The sequence below is a fragment of the Streptomyces sp. NPDC014801 genome (assembly GCF_043082085.1).
Lineage (GTDB): Bacteria > Actinomycetota > Actinomycetes > Streptomycetales > Streptomycetaceae > Streptomyces.
Map to the genome: position 1 here is coordinate 112,087 of NZ_JBIBXG010000004.1, position 21,336 is coordinate 133,422.

General features: G+C 72.8%; 16 protein-coding genes and 2 pseudogenes. 5 read left to right on the plus strand and 13 right to left on the minus strand.

What is annotated here, in order from left to right; all coding sequences use genetic code 11:
* Positions 1-121: 121 nt before the first annotated feature.
* On the plus strand, positions 122-5,524 hold the full coding sequence (gene pulA, locus ACF1AL_RS09990) for a pullulanase-type alpha-1,6-glucosidase (protein ID WP_391825757.1): 5,403 nt from the start codon (positions 122-124) through the stop codon (positions 5,522-5,524).
* 62 nt (positions 5,525-5,586) lie between these two features.
* Entirely contained in the window at positions 5,587-5,943 is a 357-nt protein-coding gene (locus tag ACF1AL_RS09995) for a 5-carboxymethyl-2-hydroxymuconate Delta-isomerase (protein ID WP_391661424.1), read from the plus strand.
* A 6-nt stretch (positions 5,944-5,949) separates the two neighbouring features.
* On the opposite strand, the gene ACF1AL_RS10000 is transcribed toward ACF1AL_RS09995, so the two are convergent.
* The 5 genes and pseudogenes from ACF1AL_RS10000 to ACF1AL_RS10020 form a co-directional block, all read right to left on the minus strand.
* Positions 5,950-6,642, minus strand: coding sequence for a TetR/AcrR family transcriptional regulator (locus tag ACF1AL_RS10000; RefSeq protein WP_366836059.1), 693 nt, complete (start codon positions 6,640-6,642; stop codon positions 5,950-5,952).
* An 81-nt stretch (positions 6,643-6,723) separates the two neighbouring features.
* Complete coding sequence (locus tag ACF1AL_RS10005; RefSeq protein ID WP_391825758.1) at positions 6,724-7,764, minus strand: PDR/VanB family oxidoreductase; 1,041 nt, start codon at positions 7,762-7,764, stop codon at positions 6,724-6,726.
* Positions 7,761-8,669, minus strand: coding sequence for a metal-dependent hydrolase (locus ACF1AL_RS10010; RefSeq protein WP_366836058.1), 909 nt, complete (start codon positions 8,667-8,669; stop codon positions 7,761-7,763). Before ACF1AL_RS10010 ends, ACF1AL_RS10005 begins: the two co-directional genes overlap by 4 nt.
* A gap of 154 nt (positions 8,670-8,823) precedes the next feature.
* Positions 8,824-10,743, minus strand: coding sequence for a hypothetical protein (locus tag ACF1AL_RS10015; protein WP_391825759.1), 1,920 nt, complete (start codon positions 10,741-10,743; stop codon positions 8,824-8,826).
* Positions 10,744-10,793: 50 nt separating this feature from the next.
* A pseudogene (locus ACF1AL_RS10020) lies at positions 10,794-11,049 on the minus strand (tetratricopeptide repeat protein); the annotation flags it as partial.
* Between the two features lie 168 nt (positions 11,050-11,217).
* Here ACF1AL_RS10020 and ACF1AL_RS10025 point away from each other — a divergent pair.
* Positions 11,218-11,628: a hypothetical protein gene (locus tag ACF1AL_RS10025; protein ID WP_366836056.1), complete on the plus strand. Its 411-nt coding sequence runs from the start codon at positions 11,218-11,220 to the stop codon at positions 11,626-11,628.
* A 73-nt stretch (positions 11,629-11,701) separates the two neighbouring features.
* Here the strand turns inward: ACF1AL_RS10025 and ACF1AL_RS10030 are convergent, their stop codons facing one another.
* From ACF1AL_RS10030 to ACF1AL_RS10055, 6 genes and pseudogenes are all read right to left on the minus strand, one after another.
* On the minus strand, positions 11,702-13,261 hold the full coding sequence (locus ACF1AL_RS10030) for a DUF1996 domain-containing protein (RefSeq protein WP_366836055.1): 1,560 nt from the start codon (positions 13,259-13,261) through the stop codon (positions 11,702-11,704).
* 130 nt (positions 13,262-13,391) lie between these two features.
* The gene (locus ACF1AL_RS10035) at positions 13,392-14,405 is read right to left on the minus strand and encodes an SDR family oxidoreductase (protein ID WP_391825760.1); all 1,014 of its coding nucleotides are present in this window, start codon (positions 14,403-14,405) and stop codon (positions 13,392-13,394) included.
* A 98-nt stretch (positions 14,406-14,503) separates the two neighbouring features.
* On the minus strand, positions 14,504-15,103 hold the full coding sequence (locus ACF1AL_RS10040) for a winged helix-turn-helix domain-containing protein (protein ID WP_391820533.1): 600 nt from the start codon (positions 15,101-15,103) through the stop codon (positions 14,504-14,506).
* Between the two features lie 336 nt (positions 15,104-15,439).
* The gene (locus tag ACF1AL_RS10045) at positions 15,440-16,357 is read right to left on the minus strand and encodes a DUF6891 domain-containing protein (protein ID WP_391825761.1); all 918 of its coding nucleotides are present in this window, start codon (positions 16,355-16,357) and stop codon (positions 15,440-15,442) included.
* A 102-nt stretch (positions 16,358-16,459) separates the two neighbouring features.
* Positions 16,460-17,491 (minus strand): glutamine synthetase, encoded by a 1,032-nt coding sequence (gene glnII / locus ACF1AL_RS10050; RefSeq protein WP_366836051.1) that lies wholly within the window; start codon positions 17,489-17,491, stop codon positions 16,460-16,462.
* Between the two features lie 428 nt (positions 17,492-17,919).
* Positions 17,920-18,348 (minus strand): annotated as a pseudogene (locus ACF1AL_RS10055) (MarR family winged helix-turn-helix transcriptional regulator); the annotation flags it as partial.
* A 155-nt stretch (positions 18,349-18,503) separates the two neighbouring features.
* Between ACF1AL_RS10055 and ACF1AL_RS10060 the strand changes: the two are divergent.
* Complete coding sequence (locus ACF1AL_RS10060; protein WP_391825891.1) at positions 18,504-19,319, plus strand: alpha/beta fold hydrolase; 816 nt, start codon at positions 18,504-18,506, stop codon at positions 19,317-19,319.
* A 23-nt stretch (positions 19,320-19,342) separates the two neighbouring features.
* Here the strand turns inward: ACF1AL_RS10060 and ACF1AL_RS10065 are convergent, their stop codons facing one another.
* Both ACF1AL_RS10065 and ACF1AL_RS10070 read right to left on the minus strand, forming a co-directional pair.
* Positions 19,343-20,068 (minus strand): hypothetical protein, encoded by a 726-nt coding sequence (locus tag ACF1AL_RS10065; RefSeq protein ID WP_391825762.1) that lies wholly within the window; start codon positions 20,066-20,068, stop codon positions 19,343-19,345.
* 123 nt (positions 20,069-20,191) lie between these two features.
* Positions 20,192-20,551, minus strand: a complete 360-nt coding sequence (locus ACF1AL_RS10070; RefSeq protein WP_391825763.1) for an arsenate reductase family protein — start codon at positions 20,549-20,551, stop codon at positions 20,192-20,194.
* Between the two features lie 259 nt (positions 20,552-20,810).
* On the opposite strand from ACF1AL_RS10070, the gene ACF1AL_RS10075 reads away from it, so the two are divergent.
* Positions 20,811-21,137 (plus strand): hypothetical protein, encoded by a 327-nt coding sequence (locus tag ACF1AL_RS10075; RefSeq protein ID WP_366836047.1) that lies wholly within the window; start codon positions 20,811-20,813, stop codon positions 21,135-21,137.
* The last annotated feature ends 199 nt before the right edge of the window (positions 21,138-21,336 follow it).

Consider the following 21,336-nt stretch of genomic DNA (forward strand, 5'->3'; position numbering starts at 1 on the left):
AAGACTCTTGCTGTAAGTCTTTCCCCGGCGATACCGTCCCCGCGGGCGCCCCCGCAGCGCAGCCGCGCCAGGGCGTCGGGGTCGGACCCGAACGAGCCGCAAGCACAAGGAGTTTCCGCCTGTGATACCGAGATGGCCGGCGCCCGCGACGCGCCGCAGTGCACGGGGCAGACGGGCCGCAGCCGTCACCGCCGCCGCCCTCGCGGCCGCGCTGGTGCAGCCGCTCGCCGCCCATGCCGACACCCCGCCCCCGCCCCCGTCCGACGCGGCGCTCGCCGCGCAGCCGGCCCGGCACGACGCCACCCGCGAGCAGTTCTACTTCGTGCTGCCGGACCGTTTCGCCAACGGCGACAAGGCCAACGACCGCGGCGGGCTGACCGGTTCGCGCCTGGCCACCGGCTACGACCCCACCGACAAGGGCTTCTACCAGGGTGGCGACCTCAAGGGCCTCACCCAGCGCCTGGACTACATCAAGGGCCTGGGCACCACCGCCATCTGGATGGCGCCCATCTTCAAGAACCGGCCCGTGCAGGGCACCGGTGCCAACGCCTCGGCCGGCTACCACGGTTACTGGATCACCGACTTCACCCAGGTCGACCCGCACTTCGGCACCAACCAGGACCTGAAGACCCTCATCGCCCGGGCCCACGCCAAGGGCATGAAGGTCTTCTTCGACGTCATCACCAACCACACCGCCGACGTCGTCGACTACGAGCCCAAGTCCTACGACTACCTCTCCAAGGGCGCCTTCCCCTACCTCACCAAGGACGGCCGCCCCTTCGACGACGCCGACTACGCCGCCGGCGGCAAGGGCTTCCCCGCCGTGGACGCCCGCTCCTTCCCCCGCACCCCCGTCGCGACGAGCAACGCCAAGGTCCCCGCCTGGCTCAACGACCCGGCGATGTACCACAACCGGGGCGACTCCACCTACGCCGGCGAGTCCACCACCTACGGCGACTTCTCCGGCCTGGACGACCTGTGGACCGAGCGTCCCGAGGTCGTGCGCGGCATGGAGAAGATCTACGAGCGGTGGGTGAAGGACTTCGCCGTCGACGGCTTCCGGATCGACACCGTCAAGCACGTCGACATGGAGTTCTGGACCCAGTGGGCGACGGCGCTCGACAGGTACGCCGCCGCGCACGGCCGGAAGAACTTCTTCATGTTCGGCGAGGTCTACTCCGCCGACACGTCCGTCACCTCGCCCTACGTCACCCAGGGCCGCCTCGACGCCACCCTCGACTTCCCCTTCCAGGACGCGGCCCGCTCCTACGCCTCGCAGGGCGGCAGCGCGAAGAAACTCGCCGCCGTCTTCGGCGACGACTACAAGTACACGACCGACAAGGCCAACGCCTACGAGCAGGTCACCTTCCTCGGCAACCACGACATGGGCCGCATCGGGACCTTCCTGAAGCAGGACAACCCGAAGGCCACCGACGCCGACCTCCTCGCCAAGGACAAGCTCGCCAACGAGCTGATGTTCCTCTCCCGCGGCAACCCGGTCGTGTACTACGGCGACGAGCAGGGCTTCACCGGCGCCGGCGGCGACAAGGACGCCCGCCAGACCATGTTCGCCTCGAAGGTCGCCGACTACCTCGACGACGACGAGATCGGCACCGACCGCACCCACGCGAGCGACGCCTACGACACCTCCGCCCCGCTCTACCGGCAGATCAGCGCCCTGTCCGCGCTGCGCAAGGCCAACCCGGCCCTCGCCGACGGCGTGCAGGAGGAGCGGTACGCCGCCGACGGGCCCGGCGTCTACGCCGTCACCCGCACCGACGCCCGCACCGGCCAGGAGTACGTCGTCGCGTTCAACAACGCCGCGACCGCGCAGACGGCGACCTTCACCACCGGGTCCGCGGACATGGCCTACCGGGGCGTCTACGGCGCCGACGGCACCCTCCGCACGGACGCGGGCCGTAAGCTCACCCTCACCGTCCCGGCCGGGTCCGCCGTCGTCTACAAGGCGGCCGGCAGGCTCGCCGCCCCGGCCACCCGGCCGGCTCTGACCCTGACGGCCCCGGCGCCCGGCGCGACCGGCACCGTGGACGTCACCGCCGGCGTCGGCGGCGGCGCGCTCGACCGCGTCGTCTTCGCCGCCCAGGTCGGCAACGGCCCGTGGCAGGTCCTCGGTTCCGCCGACCACGCCCCCTACAAGGTCACCCAGACCCTCGGCAAGGACGTCCCGGCCGGCACCGCCCTGCGGTACAAGGCCGTCGTCGTCGACTCCGCGGGCCGTACCGCGAGCGCCACGGCGAGCAGCACCACCGGCACCCCGCCCGCGCCCGAGGTGCCCACCGCCTCCTCCCGCGACTACGCGGTCGTGCACTACAAGCGGGCCGACGGCGACTACGCGAACTGGGGCCTGTACGCCTGGGGCGACCTCGCCGACGGCGAGGCCACGAACTGGCCGGCCAGCCACCCCTTCTCCGGCCGCGACGCCTATGGCGCCTTCGCGTACGTCAAGCTCAAGCCCGGCGCCTCCAACGTCGGTTTCCTGGTCATCGACAAGGACGGCAACAAGGACGTCGCCGCCGACCGCTCGATCGACGTCACCAGGACCGGTGAGGTGTGGATCGAGCAGGGCAAGGCCGACATGCTGACCGAGCGGCCCGCCTACCCGGCCCAGGACACCACCAAGGCCGTGCTGCACTACCACCGCGCCGACGGCACCTACGACGGCTGGGGCCTGCACGTGTGGACCGGCGCCGCGAACCCCACCGACTGGTCCAAGCCGCTGCAGCCGGTGCGCACCGACGCCTTCGGCGCCGTCTTCGAGGTGCCGCTCGCCCAGGGCGCCACCACCCTCAGCTACATCCTCCACAAGGGCGACGACAAGGACCTGCCCACCGACCAGTCCCTGGACCTGAAGGCGAACGGCCACGAGGTGTGGCTGCTGTCCGGGCAGGAGAAGTACCTGCTGCCGCAGCCGAAGGGCTCCTCGGCCGCGCTCGACCTCACCACCTCCAAGGCGGTCTGGATCGACCGGGACACCGTCGCCTACAACGGCACCGACGCGGCCGCCTCCACGCAGCTGCTGTCCTCCCGCGACGGTTCCATCGCCGTCAAGGACGGGACGCTGACCAGCGACGACGAGCGCTGGATCCGGCTGTCGAAGACCACGCTCACCGACGCGCAGAAGGCGAAGTTCCCGCATCTGAAGGACTACACCGCCTGGTCGGTGGACCCGCGGGACCGCGACCGGGTGCGGGAGGCCCTGCGCGGTCAGCTCGTCCTCACCCAGCGGGCCGTGAACGGCGCGGTGCTGGCCGCGACCGGCGTGCAGATCGCCGGTGTCCTGGACGATGTGTACCCGGGCGCCACCAAGGCCGCGCTGGGACCGGTGTTCCACCACGGCCGGCCGACCCTCGCCGTGTGGGCGCCGACCGCGCAGAGCGTGTCGCTGGAACTGGACGGCTCCCTCAAGGCCATGCGCCGCGACGACGCGACCGGCGTGTGGTCCGTCACCGGCCCGGCCTCCTGGAAGAACAAGCCCTACCGGTACGTGGTGAAGGTGTGGGCGCCCAGCGTCCGCCAGATCGTCACCAACAAGGTCACCGACCCCTACTCCCTCGCCCTGACCGCCGACTCCGCCCGCAGCCTCGTCGTCGACCTGGGCGACAAGGCGCTCGCCCCCAAGGGCTGGACGGACCTGGCCAAGCCGAAGGCCGTGCCGCTGCGGGACGCGCAGATCCAGGAGCTGCACATCCGGGACTTCTCGGTCGCGGACCCGACCGTGCCGGCCCAGGACCGGGGCACCTACCGGGCGTTCGGCGACACGGGCAGCGACGGTTCGAAGCACCTGCGGGAGCTGGCCGCGGCCGGCACCTCCTACGTCCACCTGCTGCCCGCCTTCGACATCGCGACGATCCCCGAGAAGAAGGCCGACCAGGCCACCCCGGACTGCGACCTCGCCTCCCTGCCCGCCGACTCCGACCGGCAGCAGGAGTGCGTGACGAAGACCGCCGCGAAGGACGCCTACAACTGGGGCTACGACCCGTACCACTACACGGTCCCCGAGGGCTCCTACGCCACCGATCCTGACGGCACCGCCCGCACGGTGCAGTTCCGGCAGATGGTCCAGGCGCTCAACCGGGACGGGCTGCGCGTCGTCATGGACGTCGTCTACAACCACACGGCGGCGAGCGGCCAGGCCGACGGGAGCGTCCTCGACCAGATCGTGCCCGGCTACTACCAGCGGCTCATGGCCGACGGCTCCGTGGCCACCAGCACCTGCTGCGCGAACACCGCGCCCGAGAACGCCATGATGGGCAAGCTGGTCGTCGACTCGATCGTCACCTGGGCCAAGGAGTACAAGGTCGACGGCTTCCGCTTCGACCTCATGGGCCACCACCCGAAGGCCAACATCCTCGCCGTCCGCAAGGCCCTGGACGCGCTGACCCTCGCCAAGGACGGCGTCGACGGCAAGAAGATCATCCTGTACGGCGAGGGCTGGAACTTCGGCGAGGTCGCGAACGACGCCCGCTTCGTGCAGGCCACCCAGGCCAACATGGCCGGCACCGGCATCGCCACCTTCTCCGACCGGGCCCGCGACGCGGTGCGCGGCGGCAGCCCCTTCGACGCCGACCCCGGCGTCCAGGGCTTCGCTAGCGGGCTCTACACCGACCCGAACGCCTCCACCGCCAACGGCACCCCGGCCGAGCAGAAGGCCCGGCTGCTGCACGACCAGGACCTGATCAAGGTCGGCCTGTCCGGCAACCTGGCGGCGTACCACTTCACGGACAGCGCAGGAAAGGAGGTCACCGGCGCCGAGATCGACTACAACGGTCAGCCCGCCGGTTACGCGGCCGCGCCCGGCGACGCCCTCGCCTACGCCGACGCGCACGACAACGAGACGCTGTTCGACGCGCTCACCTACAAGCTGCCCGCCTCCACCGGTGCCGCCGACCGGGCCCGGATGCAGGTCCTGGCGATGGCCACGGCCACCCTGTCGCAGGGCCCGGCGCTCTCCCAGGCCGGCACCGACCTGCTGCGCTCGAAGTCGCTGGACCGCAACTCCTTCGACAGCGGCGACTGGTTCAACGCCATCCACTGGAACTGCGCGGACGGCAACGGCTTCGGCCGCGGACTGCCGCCGGCCGCCGACAACGCCGCCAAGTGGCCCTACGCCAAGCCGCTGCTCACCGGCGTCACGGTCGGCTGCCCGCAGATCGACGGCGCGTCCGCCGCGTACCGGGACCTGCTGAGGATCCGCAGCACCGAGCCGGACTTCTCCCTCGCGACGGCCGCGCAGGTGCAGTCCCGGCTGTCCTTCCCGCTCTCCGGCAAGGACGAGACCCCCGGCGTGATCACGATGCGCCTCGGCGACCTGGTCGTCGTCTTCAACGCCACGCCCGAGCGGCAGCAGCAGCACGTCGGCGACCTCGCCGGGACGGCCTACGGGCTGCACCCGGTGCAGGCGGCGGGCGCCGACCCGGTGGTGAAGGGGGCGTCCTACGCGGCGGCGACCGGCACGTTCACGGTGCCGGCCCGGACGGTGGCGGTCTTCCGCCATCTGGGCTGACCGGACGGTCGCGGTCGGCCGTCACCTAGGCTGACCGCGACCGCCGTAGAACAGGAGTGCCCATGCCGCAGATCACCGTCGACTACTCCGGGCGCCTCGCCGACGCCTTCGACCGGCCCGGTTTCGCCCAGGCCCTGCACGAGGCCACGGTCGAGATCGCGGCCGCGAAGCCGCCGGCCTGCAAGACGCAGTTCCGCCCGACCGAGGACACCGTCGTCGGCCCGGACACCGAGGGCCACGCGATCGTGCACGTCACGATCGGCCTGCTGGCCGGCCGCACCGAGGAGACCAAGGCGCGGCTGACCGAGACGGTGCTGGAGCTGCTGCGGCAGCACGTGAAGCCCGCCGAGGGCCTCGCGCTGCACGCCTCGGCCGAGGTCCGCGACCTCGACGCCTCCTACCGCAAGTACGACGCCTAGGGCCGCCTAGGAAGCCAGCGACACGAGCCGGGTGACCAGGTCCGCGAAGGGACCGTCACCCGGCTCGTCCGCGACGACCCGGCGCAGCAGCGCGGCCATCTCCTCGTCGTAGGCCGCGCTCACCGCGAGCAGCGCCGCGAAGTCGTGCACCAGCTGGGACTCCAGCTCCGCGCGCGGGATGCGCCGGCCGTCCAGCCAGATCAGCGCCGTCGACTCGGCGAGCGAGATCCAGGAGCGGATCACCAGCTCCAGCCGCGCGGGCGGCGGCTCCTCCACCCCGAGGTGCGCCAGGATCTGGACGTAGGCGGCCTGCCGTACGGAGTCGATGAGCGCGTTCGTCGTCGACGAGCCGACGGCCGGGCCACCGCGCATCAGCGCCGAGAAGCCGGGCCCGTGGTCGTCGACGAACTCGAAGAAGCGGCCCATCACCCGCAGTAGCCGGGCCCCGAGCGGACCCTCCCGCGGCTCCACGAACCGGGCCGCCAGTTCGTCCGAGGCGCGCCTCAACGCGGCCTCGTACAGGCTGTGTTTGCCGGGGAAGTAGTGGTAGACGAGCGGGCGCGAGATGCCCGCGGCCGACGCTATCTCGTCGATGGAGACCTCGTCGGGCGAGCGGCGGCTGAACAGCTCCAGGGCGACGCCGATCAGCTGCTGCCGCCGCTCCTCGACACCCATCCTGCGGCGTACCCCGGTAGTCATGCGAACACTTTACCGATCGGATCCGGCCGCCCCCGGCCCCGATCGGAGCCGGGGGTTCACGGACCCGGCCGGGGCCGGGGTTCACAGATCCAGCACGAGCCGTTCCCCCCGGGCGCGGGAGACGCAGATCAGCATCGAGTCGTCCCGCTCGGCGTCCGTCAGCAGCTCGTCGCGGTGGTCCACCTCGCCCTCCAGGACCCGCTGTTGGCAGGTCCCGCAGAAGCCCTGCTCGCAGGAGTACGCCGTGTCGGGCAGCTCGGCGCGCACCGCCTCCAGCACGGTGGTGTCCGCCGAGACGGTCACCACCCGTCCGCTGCGCCGCAGTTCGACCTCGAAGGCGCCACCGGTCGCGGCACGTGGCGTGAACCGTTCCATGTGGACCCGCGGCACCCGCTCGGCCACGGCCGCCATCAGCCCCTCCGGGCCGCAGCAGTACACGGCCGCGTCCCCGGGCAGTTCCCCGAGCCACGCGTCGAGGTCCGGCAGCCCGTCCTCGTCCTCCGCCACGACGCTCACCCGGTCGTCCCCCAACTTGACGACCTCCTCCAGGAACGGCATCGAGGCCCGGCTGCGTCCGCCGTACAGCAGCCGCCAGTCGGCGCCGTCGGCGGTGAGCGCGCGCAGCATCGGCAGGATCGGGGTGATGCCGATGCCGCCGGCGACGAACACGTAGGAGGGGGCGTCGACCAGCGGGAACCGGTTGCGCGGGCCGCGGACCTCCAGCTCCATGCCCTCGCGCACCTGCTCGTGCACCTCACGCGAGCCGCCCCGCCCGTCCTCGACCAGCCGGGCGGCCACGGTGTAGGAGGAGGTGTCCTCCGGGTCGCCGCACAGCGAGTACTGCCGCACCAGCCCCGACGGCAGCACCAGGTCCAGGTGCGCGCCCGGCTCCCAGCGCGGCAGGTCGTGCCCCTCCAGCCGGAGTTGCACGACCCCCTCGGCGATCGGCTCGTGCCCGGTCACCAGCAGGGTGAGCGCCCGGCTGCGCGGCTGCCCGCTGATCGGCGTCTCCAGCGCGGGCATCGGCCACAGCGGGGAGGTCCGGACGCGGCGGCGCAGGGCCCGCTGGGCGAGCAGCGCGGCGCCCGCGACGGCCACGACGGTGCGCAGCTTCGGCGTCATGCGGTCCTCTTTTCGCTCGCGAGGGCTGCGGGAGAGGTGGCGAGGTAGGCGACGGCCTGCTCGGTGGAGCCCTCCTGGGAGGGGTGGTAGGTGCGGCTGAGATAGCGCGGGATCGACCGGAGCATGGCGCCGGTGGACGGCAGCAGGCCCTGCCGGCCGCGCGTGTACAGGTCCTTGAGGCTGGGCCTGGCGTTCAGCAGGGTCGGGTCGTTCTCCATGAAGAACCGCACCCCGCGCTGCCACAGGAACACCAGCGCGGTGAACGCGGTCGCCCACGTGCGTGCCCGCCGCCGATAGCCGCCGTCGAGGTGCTGGAACAGGTCGAAGGCGACCGAGCGGTGCTCGACCTCCTCGGCGCCGTGCCAGCGCAGCAGGTCCAGCATCGTCGGGTCGGCGCCGCGCCGGTCCAGCTCCTCCGCGTTCAGCACCCAGTCGCCGAGGAAGGCCGTGTAGTGCTCGATCGCGGCGATCAGCGCGACGCGCTCCATCAGCCACCAGCGGCGCGCCCGGCCCGGCGGGAGGGTGCGGTCGCCGAGCAGCTTCTCGAAGAACCAGTCGACCTGCGCGGTGTACGGCGTCGGGTCGAGCCCCTGCTCCCTCAGGTGCGGCAGCACCTCGTCATGGGCCTGGGAGTGCATCGCCTCCTGCCCGATGAACCCGATGACGTCCTCGCGCAGCCGCTCGTCCCGGATGTAGGGCAGCACCTGCTTGTAGACGTGCACGAACCAGCGCTCCCCGGCCGGCAGCAGCAGGTGCAGCACGTTGATCGTGTGCGTGGTGAACGGATCCCCGGGCACCCAGTGCAGCGGTGTGCGCTCCCAGGAGAAGGACACCTTCCGGGCCTTGAGCGCTGTCCGCTCCGCCTCGACCGGCTGGGGCGCCCGAGCGGCCTGCTTGTTAGACATGGCGTCAATGTACTGATGGGTAGCCCGAGGGGGAACCCCTCGGACCCACCTTGTTGACGCCACTGTCAGCAAGCGGTGCGCGGTGCCCGGCGAGACCGACCGCGATGCCCGGCGAGACGGGCCGCGATGCTCGGCGAGACCGGCCGGACCGGCCCTAGTGCAGGCCGCCGATCTCCCGGCCGTCGTCCAGGGTGCCCTTCAGCTCCGCCTGGAGCCCCTGCCGGGCGCGGACCGCGAGCACATGGCCCTCGCCGCTCGCCGTCAGCCCGCCCGTGGTGCGGATCGACGCCGTGTCCTTGCCGCCCGCCGCCAGCAGGTACCAGGTCCCGCGCTGCGCCTTCCACAGCACCCCGGCGAGCACCTGCGGATCGCGCGGCCCGCACGCCGGCACGTCCTCCGCCTTCGCCGCGACCGCCCCGTAGGTGCCGCCCGGCGTGTGGAACTGCGCCAGCACCCGCGCCCCGCCGCCACGCCAGGTCTCCGCCCGGGTGCACACCCAGTCCGCGCTGCCGCTGCCGTCCGGCAGCCGCTGCTCGGCGTAGGCCCAGGCGTTCACCGACCGCACGCCCTGCGACCGCACCGCGCCCAGCGAGCAGGCGTACGGCGCCCACGCGCGCAGCGCCTCGGGCCCCGACACCTCGCGCTCCTTGCCGGGATGTCCCACGGTGAGCCGGGCCGGCACCAGTTCGCCGAGGTCGCTCAGGACGTACGTGCCGGTGTCGTCGGTGACCTGCAGGGCGTTCCACGACGTGCACGCGCCGGTCTTGGTCGCCGGGCTGGCCATCGGCGAGGTCACCCCGTCGGTCCGGGTCAGCTCCGACGCGTCCGCGGCCGGCTTCATCAGGTCGCGCCGCGCCGTCGCCGTCACCCACGGCGCGGTCAGATACCGGACGTTGCCGTCGGCCCGGCCCAGCACCACCGCGTCCGCCTCGGCGCCGCTCGCGCCGTCCGCCCGCGCGAAGTCCAGCGCCGCGCCCGTGGTGCCGTCCCGCGGCTCGGCGTAGCGGGCGATGCGCAGGCCGTCGTGCAGGATCACCACGCGCGCGTTGTCGACGGTGCCCGCGTACAGCAGCTGCGGCGGGCCGGCCGGTCCGCCCGTCGGGGTGCCCGGGGTCGCCGAGACCCGCACCGTCTCGCCGGGGCGCGCCCACACCGCGAGGGCGCGGCGCAGCAGCTCCGTGTCGCCGGTCAGGTCGCCGCGGGCCGGCCACACCGAGAAGTCGGTGCGCGAGGCCGTCTTCCACGCGACCGGCGAGACCCGCACCAGCCGGCCCGGGTCCAGGGCCGCCTCCGCGGCCGGGTTCTGCGCGTACACCGGGGCGGCCGCACCGTCCGGGCCCCAGCCGCCGCCGGGCAGCGCCACCAGCGCGCCGCACACGGCGACGGCCGCGGCGGCGGCGAGCGCGGCCTTGGTGTGCTGGCGCCGGCGCATCAGATCTGTCGGCCGGGCCTGCAGCGAGCACGGGTCGAACTCCGGGGAGGTGAGCAGCCCGTACCTTGCCGGGACGCCGTCGGCCTCCCGCAGTGCCGCGTCCACGTCGGCCACACCGGCCGCCGCCAGCACGCGGCGCACCTCGCCGTCGGGCAGCTGCTCCAGGCCGCGCAGCGCGTAGGCGGCGCGCGCCGGGGCCGGCAGGGCCGACAGCTGCTGGTCCAGGGCGAGTTCGTCGGCGCCGCCCGAGCGCGGGAACAGCCTGAGGCCCCATACCTGCGGCAGCAGCGGCGGCAGCTGGGCCCGCTTGGGCCAGCCGCGGCGCCGCAGCGGCAGCCCCGCCTCCAGGGCCGCGCGCAGCACCTGCCGGCGGACGAAGGCGTACCCCGGGTCGCCGCCCGGGCCGGTGGACTGGGCCGGGACGGCGGGGGTCGCCGTCTTGCCGCGCGGCAGGGCGCGCTGGGTGAGGGCGTGGGCGGTCAGGACGCGCCGGCCGCGGCCGAGGCCCGGCGGCAGCACCAGATAGGCGAGCCGCACGAGCCGCGGGTAGTGCTCGACGAGCGCGGCCTCGGCCTGCTCGACGTCGACGACCGGGCCGGCGGGGGACGATGAGGGGCGCGGGGCGACATCCTGTGACTGCACGTTCAGCAGAACGAGCGAATGGGCCGTTGGTCACCGTGACCCGGCCGGGGTCAGGCCCCCGGATCGACCGGCGCGCGGGCGTGGTTGGCCATCGACCGCCGGTGGCGCGGCAGATGGGGGGGCGAGCGCGCCCAGCACCAGGGACAGCGCCGCGCGGTCGCGGCCGAGACCCGACCGGCACAGGGCGAGCGTGGCCCGCGCCGCGTCGTCCAACTCGTCGGATGGCGCGTCCGGTTCGGGCGTCAGCGGCTTCACGCCCTGCTCCGGCTGCCCGGTGTTGCATAGGAAACTCGACGGCTGGAGCCTCGGGGTGGTCGTCCGACGTGGCCCAGGCGGCGGCCGCCTTCTCTTCCCGGTCCTGGTTCACCGGCACACTGGGGCACGGCGGGCCCGACGCCCGGAACCCGATTTGAGCGCCGCGCGCGCGCCGCCCGTATCCACCGGCGTCCCGCACCCGCCCGACCGGAGGAAAAGATGAGGGTGACCCGACCGATGCTCGCCGTGACCGCCGCGCTGGCCGCGCTGACGGTGGCGGGCTGCGGCGCAGGCGGAGGCCAGGACGACGCCGTGCCGCCGACGGCGACCGGCAGCCTGGAGCACCTGGCCGCCGAGGCGAAGTGCCGCCCGGACATGCAGACCGACGCCGACGAGATCCGCCAGGCCATCTGCACCACCGGCCAGGGAAAGTTCGTGCTCGCCACCTTCGCCACCGACCGCGGCCAGCGCGAGTGGATCAACGAGGCGAAGGACTACGGCGGTCACTACCTGGTCGGCCGCAAGTGGGTCGCCGTCGGCGACGACGGGGTGGTCACCGCGCTGCGCTCGACGCTCGGCGGCACCCTCGAGCAGGGCGCGCAGCACGGCGGCGGTCACGCGGGGCACTGACCGGGCGACGGCATACGAAAGCCGGCGGTGGGGGAGGGTCACCGCCGGCTTTCGCATGTGGGGGGTCAGGGGGTCACTGGCACTTCTGGCCCCGGTTGATGCAGTTGGCGATCTTGTTGTTCAGGTTGCCGGACATCACGTTGATGAAGTCGTCGTGGTCCGTGATCGCCTTGTGCAGCTGCTCCGGGAAGCCGTCGACCGCGTAGGCGTTCTTCACCTGGCCGTTGCTGATCACCGGCGCCGGCACGTCGTACACCAGGCGCATGGTGAGCTGCGGGATGGCCTTGAAGCCGTTCTGGCAGCGGCCGTTGCGGTCGGCGAAGGCGACGTGCGTGCGGTGGTTGGCGCTGTCGATGTTCTTGCCGTCCCAGCAGGACTGGAAGGCGAAGGTGCGCACCACGCTGCTGCCCTGGGGGCAGATCGGGTACTTGTCGGTCAGCTGCACCTTGTTCTCGAAGCCGGTGCAGCTCCAGTGCGCGTTGGCGTTGCCGGGGCCGTTGGTGAACGCCTTGGCGTCGCCGGTGATGATCCTGAGGAACGCCGGCATCGCGACGACCTTGCTGGTGGGGTTGCCGACGAAGGTGATCTGGGCCTGCTTGGCGAGCAGGATCTTGCCGACGTTGCCCTCCTTGCCGCCGCCGTCGTTGTTCTGGTCGAAGTCCTGCGTGCCGTCCTGCACCCGCAGCACCGGCCAGTAGTACGAGGACTTGTCCTGCTGGTTCTGGCAGGTGGTCTCGGCCGCGGCGAAGGTGTCGTTGTTGGCGAAGGCGTCGTTGGACTGGTTGCCGACGTAGTCGTGCAGGTGGTGCGCGCCGTTCTTGACGCCCGGGGCGACGATCACGTTGTCGGTGTTGTGGTTGCCGTTGGCGTTCACGCCGCAGCGGGTGGTGAAGGTGCCGGTGGAGGCGTTGCGCATCTTGCGCGGCTTGGCGGGGACGTTCGGCTGGACCTTGGTGATGTCGACGAAGTCGTTGGCGGAGGGGCCGTTGCCGGCCTGGCCGCCGTTGTTCTGGCCGTTGTTCTGACCGCCGTTGTTCTGGCCGCCCTGCTGGCCGTTGTTCTGACCACCGTTGTTCTGGCCGCCCTGCTGCTGACCGCCCTGCTGCTGGCCGCCGTCGTTCTGCCCGCCGTTGTTCTGGCCACCGGTGGTCTGCGGCTGGTCGGCGGGGCTGGCCGTGCAGCCGGCCAGGTCGTCCAGGCGGTCGGGGGCGTTGCCGCCGACCCGGTTGATCTCCAGCTGGATGCGGTCGATGATCGCCGCCCGCCGGTCCTTGAGCGGCTGCAGGATCGAGTTCTGCACGAAGCTCGCGTCCCGCGCCTGCGCGTCGCGCGTGGTCGCCAGGCGCTGGTAGGCGTCGGTGATCTGGCGGTCCAGATTGGCCAGTTCGCCGTCCACCTCGGTCCGCGCCCGGCCCGGCACGTCCGTGAGCTGCTGACCGACGTCGGGGCAGGAGATCGTCGCGACCTGGGCGGCGGCCGCCTTGGTGCGGTTGCCCCACGAGTCGTGCGACTCGTGGGCCGACGCGTAGAAGTTCGCCCAGATCAGGCCGCCCCCGCCGAGCGCTAGGGCCGCCGATGCGGCTATGGCCTTGCCGGCCATCGACGAACGGCGTTTTCGTGTGTTGCGTCCCATGGAACTCCTCTGACTTCCTTGCGGGCTTCGGGGGCGGCAGCGAGGCGCCCGAGGGGTGAAGCGGCGCCTTCTGATACGCATGTGCCCGCAGGGGCGTTCAAAGTCCGGGGAAAATCAGCGGAGTTGCAGGTCAGCGGCCGACGCCGTCCAGGTCCAGCACCCGGGCCTCGACCTGCGGGTCCAGGCCCACCGGCGGACGGTCCGGCCGCTGCGGCGCCGTGCCGCCGAGGGCGCGCAGCCAGCGCCAGGTGGCGTCGACGGTGTCCTCCACCGGGCGGCAGGACAGCCCGTCGAGCACCGCGCGCGAGACATCGGCGGTGTGCAGCGCGTCGTGCAGATCGGTGCCCGGCGGCACCCACACCGGCAGCTGCGTCCACGGCTCGATCCCCGCGTCCAGGATCGTGCCCGGGTCGGTCCAGCGCAGGTCGGCGTCCGCCCCGGTGGCCCGCACACAGGCGTCCAGCAGCCCGCCCATGGTGGTGTGGCCGGGCGGCGAGACCAGGTTGTACGGCCCGCTCAGCTCCCGCCGCACCGCGCCGGCGATCCACGCGGCGAGGTCGCGGACGTCGACGTACTGCAGCGGCAGCTCCCGGGGACCGGGGGCGAGCACCGGGCCGCCGCGGGCGATCCGGTTCAGCCACCAGGGCAGCCGCCCGACGTTCTCGTACGGCCCGAGGATCAGCCCGGGGCGTACCAGCAGCGAGCGGTCGGTGCCGAACTCCGCGACGGCGGCCAGCTCGCCGCCCCGCTTGTCGCGCGCGTAGTCGGTGGGGCCGGCGTCGGCCGACGCGCCGTCGACGAGCGGCGCGTCCTCGGCGTAGCCGGCGGGCGGCGCCCACGCGTACACCGAGCAGCTGGAGACGTACACGTACCGCCCGGCCCGGTCCCGCAGCAGCCGGGCCGTCTCCCGCACCGCGCGGGGCGCCGCCGACCAGGTGTCGACGACGGCGTCCCAGGAGGCGTCGGTGCCGGTCAGGGCGGCCAGGCCGCCGGGGGCGGTGCGGTCGCCGTGCAGCGACCGCACCCCGGGCGGGGCCGCGTGCCGCCCCCGGTGGAAGACGGTCACCTCCCAGCCGTGCCCGAGCGCCTCCTCCACCACGGCCCGCCCCACGAACTCCGTCCCGCCCAGCACCAGAAGTCTCATACGGCCGACTCTGGCGCAGCCGGGCGCGGGACGGCACCGCTTTCTGCCACGGGCAGAGCCGTCGGCGGCGGCGGAACGGGCCGGGTGGTCCCCGGCGGTCAGCGGGTGGTGGGCGGCGCGTACTTGTAGCCGACGCGGCGGACCGTCTGGATCGCCTTGCGGTGCTCGGCGCCCAGCTTGCGGCGCAGCCGGGCCACGTGCACGTCGACGGTGCGGCCGTCGCCCACATGGCCGTAGCCCCAGACGGTGGTGACGAGCTGGTCGCGGCTGTGCACCCGGTGCGGGTGCGCCACCAGATGCGCCAGCAGCTCGAACTCCAGGTAGGTCAGGTCCAGTTCGCGCCCGTCGACCCAGGCGGTGCGCCGCACGGTGTCGATCCGCACGAGCGGCTCGCCGGAGCCGGAGCCGGACTGCGGCCCCTCCGGCTGCTCGGGCTGGTCGGGGACGGCCACCGGGAGGAACGGCGGCTGCTGGTCGGCCGGGACGAGCACCAGGTAGCCGACCATCGGCGGCCGGCCGGGGAGCGCGGGCAGGGCGTGCGGCGGGGCCGGCAGCCAGGTGGCGCCCGGCGGCAGGAAGTCGGTGACGTCGACCACCTCGTCCCGGTCGACGGCGCGCAGCCGGTGACGGGCGGCCGGTGCCGGGGCCGGGGCGGGAGCGGTCAGGGTGGCGGTGCTGAGGGAACGAGTGGTCGCCATGAGAGGTCAGCTCTTTCGCGCGAGAAGGTCGTCGTTCGTCGGTCAGGTCGACGGCCGCGATTCGTGGTCGGGCCCGTCGGGACGTACGGCTTGTCGCGCCGGCCGAAGGCCGGGGGTTACGGCTTTAGAGGGCCGGCGCGTTCGTCGCGCGGCAACACACCCGGTCGAAGTCGTGGTGCTGACGGGAAGGCCAGAAGGGCTCGAGGTCATGGCGACCTGTCGCGGAGTACTTCTGGAAGCTGGCCATGGACTTATTGAAGCAGACGTCAGCCGTTCACAGGACCCTTCCGCTCACACCGTGGACACCTTTTCACCCCGGCACCGCTTCCGCCGCCCTCAGCCGACCAGGCGTTTACGCCATTGAAGCGGGGTGACGGTGATGGACCGGGCCGGGTCTTCGTCCCAGCCCGTGGACAGCCCGGCCGCCCGCAGGGCCGCGACGACCTCCCGGCCGACGGCCGTGGTGGTCTCCTCGGAACCGTCGAACCCGCCGTAGTACAGCGACAGTCCATGGCCCTCGGCGGCGGCGCGGGTCGCCTGGCGGTGGAAGAACACGAACCCCCGGGTCCGCTCGGGCTCCTCCGCCTCGCCCCCGATCTCCGCCATGCCGCAGCTGTGGCAGCAGGTGAAGTTCTCACGGGCGAGGATGCCGGTCTCCTCCAGGGCGGCGAACGCCCGCGTCAGCCGGTCGGGATCGGTGAGCCCGTCCCAGCCGGCCTGCTCGGACACCCGCGCGAGCCACAGCCGCTCGACCAGCTCCCGCGCCTGGGCGGGGGAGACGGCGTCCTCCATCAGGTACACGGTCTCCTCGACGAGGCGCTCGATGCCCAGATAACCGTCGGTCAGCATCGCCCGCACCTGCTCCTCGGCCCGCGCCGCGACCTCCGCGTCGAGCGGGGGGACCTCCTCACGCGGCGGCACCTCGACCGGCTCCCACTCCACGTCCGCGTCCCAGCCCGGCTCGCGCCGCGCCCAGCCGGTCAGCAGCCGCGCCACCCGCTCCGGGTCGGTGAGCTCCGCGCCGAAGAACTCCCGCTCCCCGCGCCGGTGCTCCAGCCGCCAGTCCCCGCCGCCCTCGTGCCACACCTGCGCGAACTCCAGCGGCAGGTCCGGTATCCGCTGCACCACGATCCAGCGGTCGCCCGGCTCGCCGATGCGGTGCACCAGCTCCCGCAGCGCGTCCGCGGACGGCCTCACCCGCGTGTCCCCGTACTCGGTCTCGGCCTTGACGGCCAGTCCCCCGTCGATCTCCATGTCCCCACGATGACATGCCCCACTGACAACGCCGGGGGCGCCTGACAACGCCGGGGGCGCCCACCGTCACGGTGGGCGCCCCCGGGGATGCGAGCGGGCGGATCAGACCTGGCCGGCCTTCTCCAGCGCGGCGCAGCAGGTGTCGACGAGCAGCCGCGTCACCACGTACGGGTCGACGTTGGCGTTGGGACGGCGGTCCTCGATGTAGCCCTTGCCGTCCTTCTCGACCTGCCACGGGATGCGGACCGAGGCGCCGCGGTCGGAGACGCCGTAGGAGTACTTGTCCCACGGGGCGGTCTCGTGCAGGCCGGTCAGGCGGTCGTCGATGCCGGCGCCGTAGTTCTTGACGTGGTCGAGCGGCTTGGAGCCCTCGCCGAGCGCCTCGCAGGCGGTGATGATCGCGTCGTAGCCCTCGCGCATCGCCTTGGTGGAGAAGTTGGTGTGCGCGCCGGCGCCGTTCCAGTCGCCCTTGACCGGCTTGGGGTCCAGGGTCGCGGAGATGTCGAAGTCCTCGGCGGTGCGGTACAGCAGCCAGCGGGCCACCCACAGCTGGTCGGAGACCTCCAGCGGGGCGAGCGGGCCGACCTGGAACTCCCACTGGCCCGGCATGACCTCGGCGTTGATGCCGGAGATGCCCAGGCCCGCCTTCAGGCAGTTGTCCAGGTGCGCCTCGACGACGTCACGGCCGAAGATCTCGTCGGCGCCGACGCCGCAGTAGTAGCCGCCCTGCGGGGCCGGGAAGCCGCCCTTGGGGAAGCCGAGCGGGTAGCCGTCCTTGAAGAAGGTGTACTCCTGCTCGATGCCGAAGATCGGCTCCTGGTCCGCGAACCGCTCCGCGACCTCGGCCAGCGCGGCACGGGTGTTGGACTCGTGCGGCGTCATGTCGATGTTCAGGACCTCGCACAGGACGAGGATGTCGTCGCCGCCGCGGATCGGGTCGGGGCAGGTGAAGACCGGCTTGAGCACGCGGTCGGAGGAGTGGCCCTTGGCCTGGTTGGTGGAGGAGCCGTCGAAGCCCCAGATCGGCAGCGCGTCCAGGCCGGCGGGGGCACCCGTGATGATCTTCGTCTTGGAACGGAGCTTGGCCGTCGGCTCGGTGCCGTCGATCCAGATGTACTCAGCCTTGAAGGTCATCGGGGCCACATCCTTCGGGGTGGGTCAGGCGCACTGCGGGTGCTGCGGCGCTGCGGCACTGGGCGCCGCGGTGGATGTCGGCAGACTGTCAACAGGCGATTTCCCGTCCATTGCTCGAATGTGAACCCCGTGTTACCTGGGGGTGGTGTGGCGCGACTCACGCATGGGGGCGTGGGCGGGGGCGGGGCAGGGGCGTCGGCGGCCGCGGGGGTTCACGGACCGCCGTCGTATGCGATGCGCCGGGATCAGGCGAGGCGGCGGGATCAGGCGAGGCGGCGGGATCATGCGACGCGCCGGGATCACTCGGCCGCGGGGTCCGGGGGAGGGGTGGCGCCGGGGCGCGGGCGGCCGGTGGCGCCGGAGTGCGGGGGAGGGGCGGCGCCCGGGTGCGGGCGGCCGGTGGCGTCCGGGCTCGGGCCGCCGGCGGTGCGGCCGTCCTGAGCGGCGGCGTCCCGTACGCCCGTCAGGAAGCCGCGGATCGCCGCCCGCTCCCGGTCGTCGTACCCGCGCAGCAGCTCCACCGTGCGCCCGATGAGCGGCCCGAAGAAGGCCTGGCCCAGCTCCACGGCCCGCTCGTCCACCTCGACGACCACCTTGCGCCGGTCCTCGCGGCCGCGCGTGCGGCGCACATGCCCCGCCCGCTCCAGCCGGTCGATGAGGGCGGTGGTCCCGGCCGAGTTGAGCCCCAGCTCGGCGCCGAGCCGCCCGGCCGTCATCTCCTCGCCCGCCCGCGCGGCGTCCATCAGCGCGATCAGCGCCCGCACGTCGGTCGGGTGCATGCCGTGGCGCTGCGCGAAGCGGGCGCTGTGCAGCCCCAGCTCCACGGCCACCGCGCGCAGCAGGTGGACGATCTCCATCTCCGGTTCCCGGGACACCACGGCCGGCCTCCGCTATCGTCTCGTTCGGCAAGAGTCTCGCTGAGCGAGATAATAGGGGACGGCGGTACGAGGAGGCGGTCGGTGTGAGCGGGCGGTTCGATCCCGAGGAGTTCCGGGCGGCGTACGACAAGGTCATGGCGAAGTGGCCGGCCGAACGCGAGACGACGGTCGTCCCCACGCCCTTCGGCCGGACGTACGTCAACGTCTGCGGACCGGCCGGCGCACCCCCGCTCGTCCTGCTGCCCGGCGGCGGAGGCGCGACCTCGGCGTCCTGGTACGCCCAGGCCGCCGAATGGGCCCGGATCCGGCGCGTGTACGCCGCCGACCTGCCCGGCGCCCCGGGCCGCAGCGAGCCGGCCGCCGGCCGCCACCCCCGTACGGCCGCCGACCTCGCCCACTGGCTGGACGCCCTGCTGGACGGCCTCGGCGTGCGCGAGACCGACCTCGGCGCGCACTCCTACGGCGCGTGGATCGCCACGCACTACGCCCTGCACGCGCCCGGCCGGATACGCCGCCTGTTCCTCCTGGACCCGACTCAGGTCTTCGCCGGGTACAAGGCGGCGTATCTGCTGCACGCGCTGCCGATGCTGCTGCGCCCCACGCCCCGCCGCACCCGCGCCTTCCTGCTGTGGGAGGCCCGGGGAGCGCAGCCGGACCCCGACTGGCTGCGGCTGCAGGAGGCGGCCACCGGCTTCCCCTCCGTCAAGCCGGTGACCGGCCCCCGCCCGGCGCCCGAGGCGCTGCGGGGCCTGGAGATGCCGGTCCTGCTGCTCCTGGCCCGGAACAGCGGGACCCACGATCCGCACGAGGTGGCGGCCCGGGCCGGGGAACTGCTGCCGCATGCGCGGGTGGAGGTCGTGCCGGACGTCTCCCACCACGCGCTGCCGCAGTCCGCGCCCCGGGACCTGGGCCGCCGCCTCAGCGGATTTCTGAGCGACTCAAGCGACTGAGGCTTCGGATTCGTCTACGGACCTCACCCCACCTTCTCGATCAGCGCCCGGCGGATCAGGAACTTGCCGGGCTCGCGGACCTGCTCGAAGGCCGCGTTGTTCAGCAGGACACAGCTGCCGGAGACCGAGGTGACCTGCACCGTCGTGGACTTGTTGTTGTCCAGGTTGGTCACCTTCAGCTTCGTCCCGGCCGGGAACTGGTTGCTGGACGCCGCGGGGGCACCGCCCTCGCCGGAGAGTGTGACCGTCGAGCCGTTGCACACCTGCTGTCCGGAGGCGGCCGCACCGCCGCCGTTCTTCCCCGCGCCGGCGGCCTGCGAGGGCGGTGCCGACTGCTGTCCGGCCTGGCCGCCGCCCTGCTGCCCCGCCTGCTGCCCCGCTTGTTGTCCCGCCTGTTGTCCCGCCTGCTGTCCGGTCTGCCCGGCTTGGGAGTCCTGAGCCGACTCCCCGACCGTGCACCCGGACGCCGCCTGCTTGCGCTTGATCTCCTCGATGACCGCCTGGCGGTTGGCGATCCGCGCCCCCGACTGGGCGTCGGGATTGGCCCGTTGACCGTCGATGAACTTCTGGTTGTTGCCCAGGGCGGTGGCCAGCCCCTGGCACACGCCCGCGTCGCCGGACAGGGTCCGCGGCGGCGGGGAGGCGTTCGAGGTGCTCGCCATGGCGAAGGCGCCGCCGCCGGCCACCGCCGCGGCGGTGACCAGCAGCGCGAGCTTCTTCTTCGTACTGAGCGTTCTCCTGCGCGACATGCGCGCCTCCTGAAGAGGTAGGGGAGCGTACGCCGCTATGTACGAGATACCGAACGGAGTTACTCAGCAGTCACGCGAGCCGGTGAAGTGGCCTGCGTCACAGCGGACTTGCCGCCCTTCGCCTCAGCGGGACAGGGCGTCGCGGACCGCTTCCTCCGTGCGGCCGACGACCGCCGTGCCGTCGTCCGCCGTGATGATGGGGCGCTGGATGAGCTTCGGGTGCTCGGCCAGGGCCTTGATCCAGCGGTCGCGGGCGGAGTCGTCCTTCGGCCAGTCCTTCAGACCGAGTTCCTTGGCGTCCGCCTCCTGGGTGCGCGTGATGTCCCACGGCTCCAGGTTCAGCCGCTCCAGTACGGCCCTGATCTCGTCCTCGCTCGGCACGTCCTCCAGGTAGCGGCGGACGGTGTAGTCGGCGCCCTCGGCGTCGAGCAGGCTGATGGCGCTGCGGCACTTGGAGCAGGCCGGGTTGATCCAGATTTCCATGCCGCCACGCTACCCGGCGCGGCGGGGCGGGGGCAGGGTGCGCGTCGTCCGCCGGGGCAGGTTCTGTTCGATATTTCTGCCGCCCCACGCGCCTCTCCTCGACCAGCGGTGACGCGGCGCCAATTCCCGTCTCCACCTGCTGCTTTGCGCCCCTTCGCGCACCCCCCAATGTCAGTGCCGGGCGGTAGAATTGACGCAGTGTTCGAGGGAATCGCCGGGGTCCGTCCGGAGGTTCCCTGACCGCGACAGGAGGATGCCTGTGCCCGCTGCCGCACTCCACCCGAAGGCGGCCCGCAAGCCGCTGCCGACCCAGTCCACCGCGCAGCACCCCGTGCTGTTCGACTCGCCCTACCAGCCGACGACGAAGCGTCCGCTGCCGCCCGGCCGCCCGCGCGAGTGGTACATCACGCACAACCGGCGCCTGAAGGCCATGCGGCTGGCCATCGCCCTGCTCGACTCCGGCGTCTACGTGCCGAACCAGGCGCGCAACGAGACCATACGCAGCACGGCGGAGCAGATCGGCGTCCACCCGCCGTCCGACACCACCTGCCACATGGTGCGCGCGCTGATGCGCTACTGCCGGTGACCCGTTCTCATGCGGTGCTGCCGGTCCCCCGTTCTCGAGCGGTGCCGCCGGTGATCCGGTGATCCGGTGACCCGGTGACCGGGTGTCCGGTGACCCGGTGTGCGGGGCGCCGGTGAGCCGGTGAGCTGGTGACCCGGCGGCCCCGCGGTGCGGGTGTGCAGGTGACCCGGGTGCCGCCCCCCGTGGCGGCGCCCGGGAT

Coding starts and splice junctions, on each gene's coding strand:
- ACF1AL_RS09995 (WP_391661424.1), top strand. CDS start 5,587: ATGCCGCAGATCACCGTCGACTACTCCGGGCGCCTCGCCGACGCCTTC.
- ACF1AL_RS10060 (WP_391825891.1), top strand. CDS start 18,504: ATGGCGAAGTGGCCGGCCGAACGCGAGACGACGGTCGTCCCCACGCCC.
- ACF1AL_RS10040 (WP_391820533.1), bottom strand. CDS start 15,103: ATGGCGACCACTCGTTCCCTCAGCACCGCCACCCTGACCGCTCCCGCC.
- ACF1AL_RS10065 (WP_391825762.1), bottom strand. CDS start 20,068: ATGTCGCGCAGGAGAACGCTCAGTACGAAGAAGAAGCTCGCGCTGCTG.
- ACF1AL_RS10005 (WP_391825758.1), bottom strand. CDS start 7,764: ATGACGCCGAAGCTGCGCACCGTCGTGGCCGTCGCGGGCGCCGCGCTG.
- ACF1AL_RS10000 (WP_366836059.1), bottom strand. CDS start 6,642: ATGACTACCGGGGTACGCCGCAGGATGGGTGTCGAGGAGCGGCGGCAG.
- ACF1AL_RS10045 (WP_391825761.1), bottom strand. CDS start 16,357: ATGGAGATCGACGGGGGACTGGCCGTCAAGGCCGAGACCGAGTACGGG.
- ACF1AL_RS10035 (WP_391825760.1), bottom strand. CDS start 14,405: ATGAGACTTCTGGTGCTGGGCGGGACGGAGTTCGTGGGGCGGGCCGTG.
- ACF1AL_RS10010 (WP_366836058.1), bottom strand. CDS start 8,669: ATGTCTAACAAGCAGGCCGCTCGGGCGCCCCAGCCGGTCGAGGCGGAG.
- ACF1AL_RS10030 (WP_366836055.1), bottom strand. CDS start 13,261: ATGGGACGCAACACACGAAAACGCCGTTCGTCGATGGCCGGCAAGGCC.
- ACF1AL_RS10070 (WP_391825763.1), bottom strand. CDS start 20,551: ATGGAAATCTGGATCAACCCGGCCTGCTCCAAGTGCCGCAGCGCCATC.
- ACF1AL_RS10025 (WP_366836056.1), top strand. CDS start 11,218: ATGAGGGTGACCCGACCGATGCTCGCCGTGACCGCCGCGCTGGCCGCG.
- glnII (WP_366836051.1), bottom strand. CDS start 17,491: ATGACCTTCAAGGCTGAGTACATCTGGATCGACGGCACCGAGCCGACG.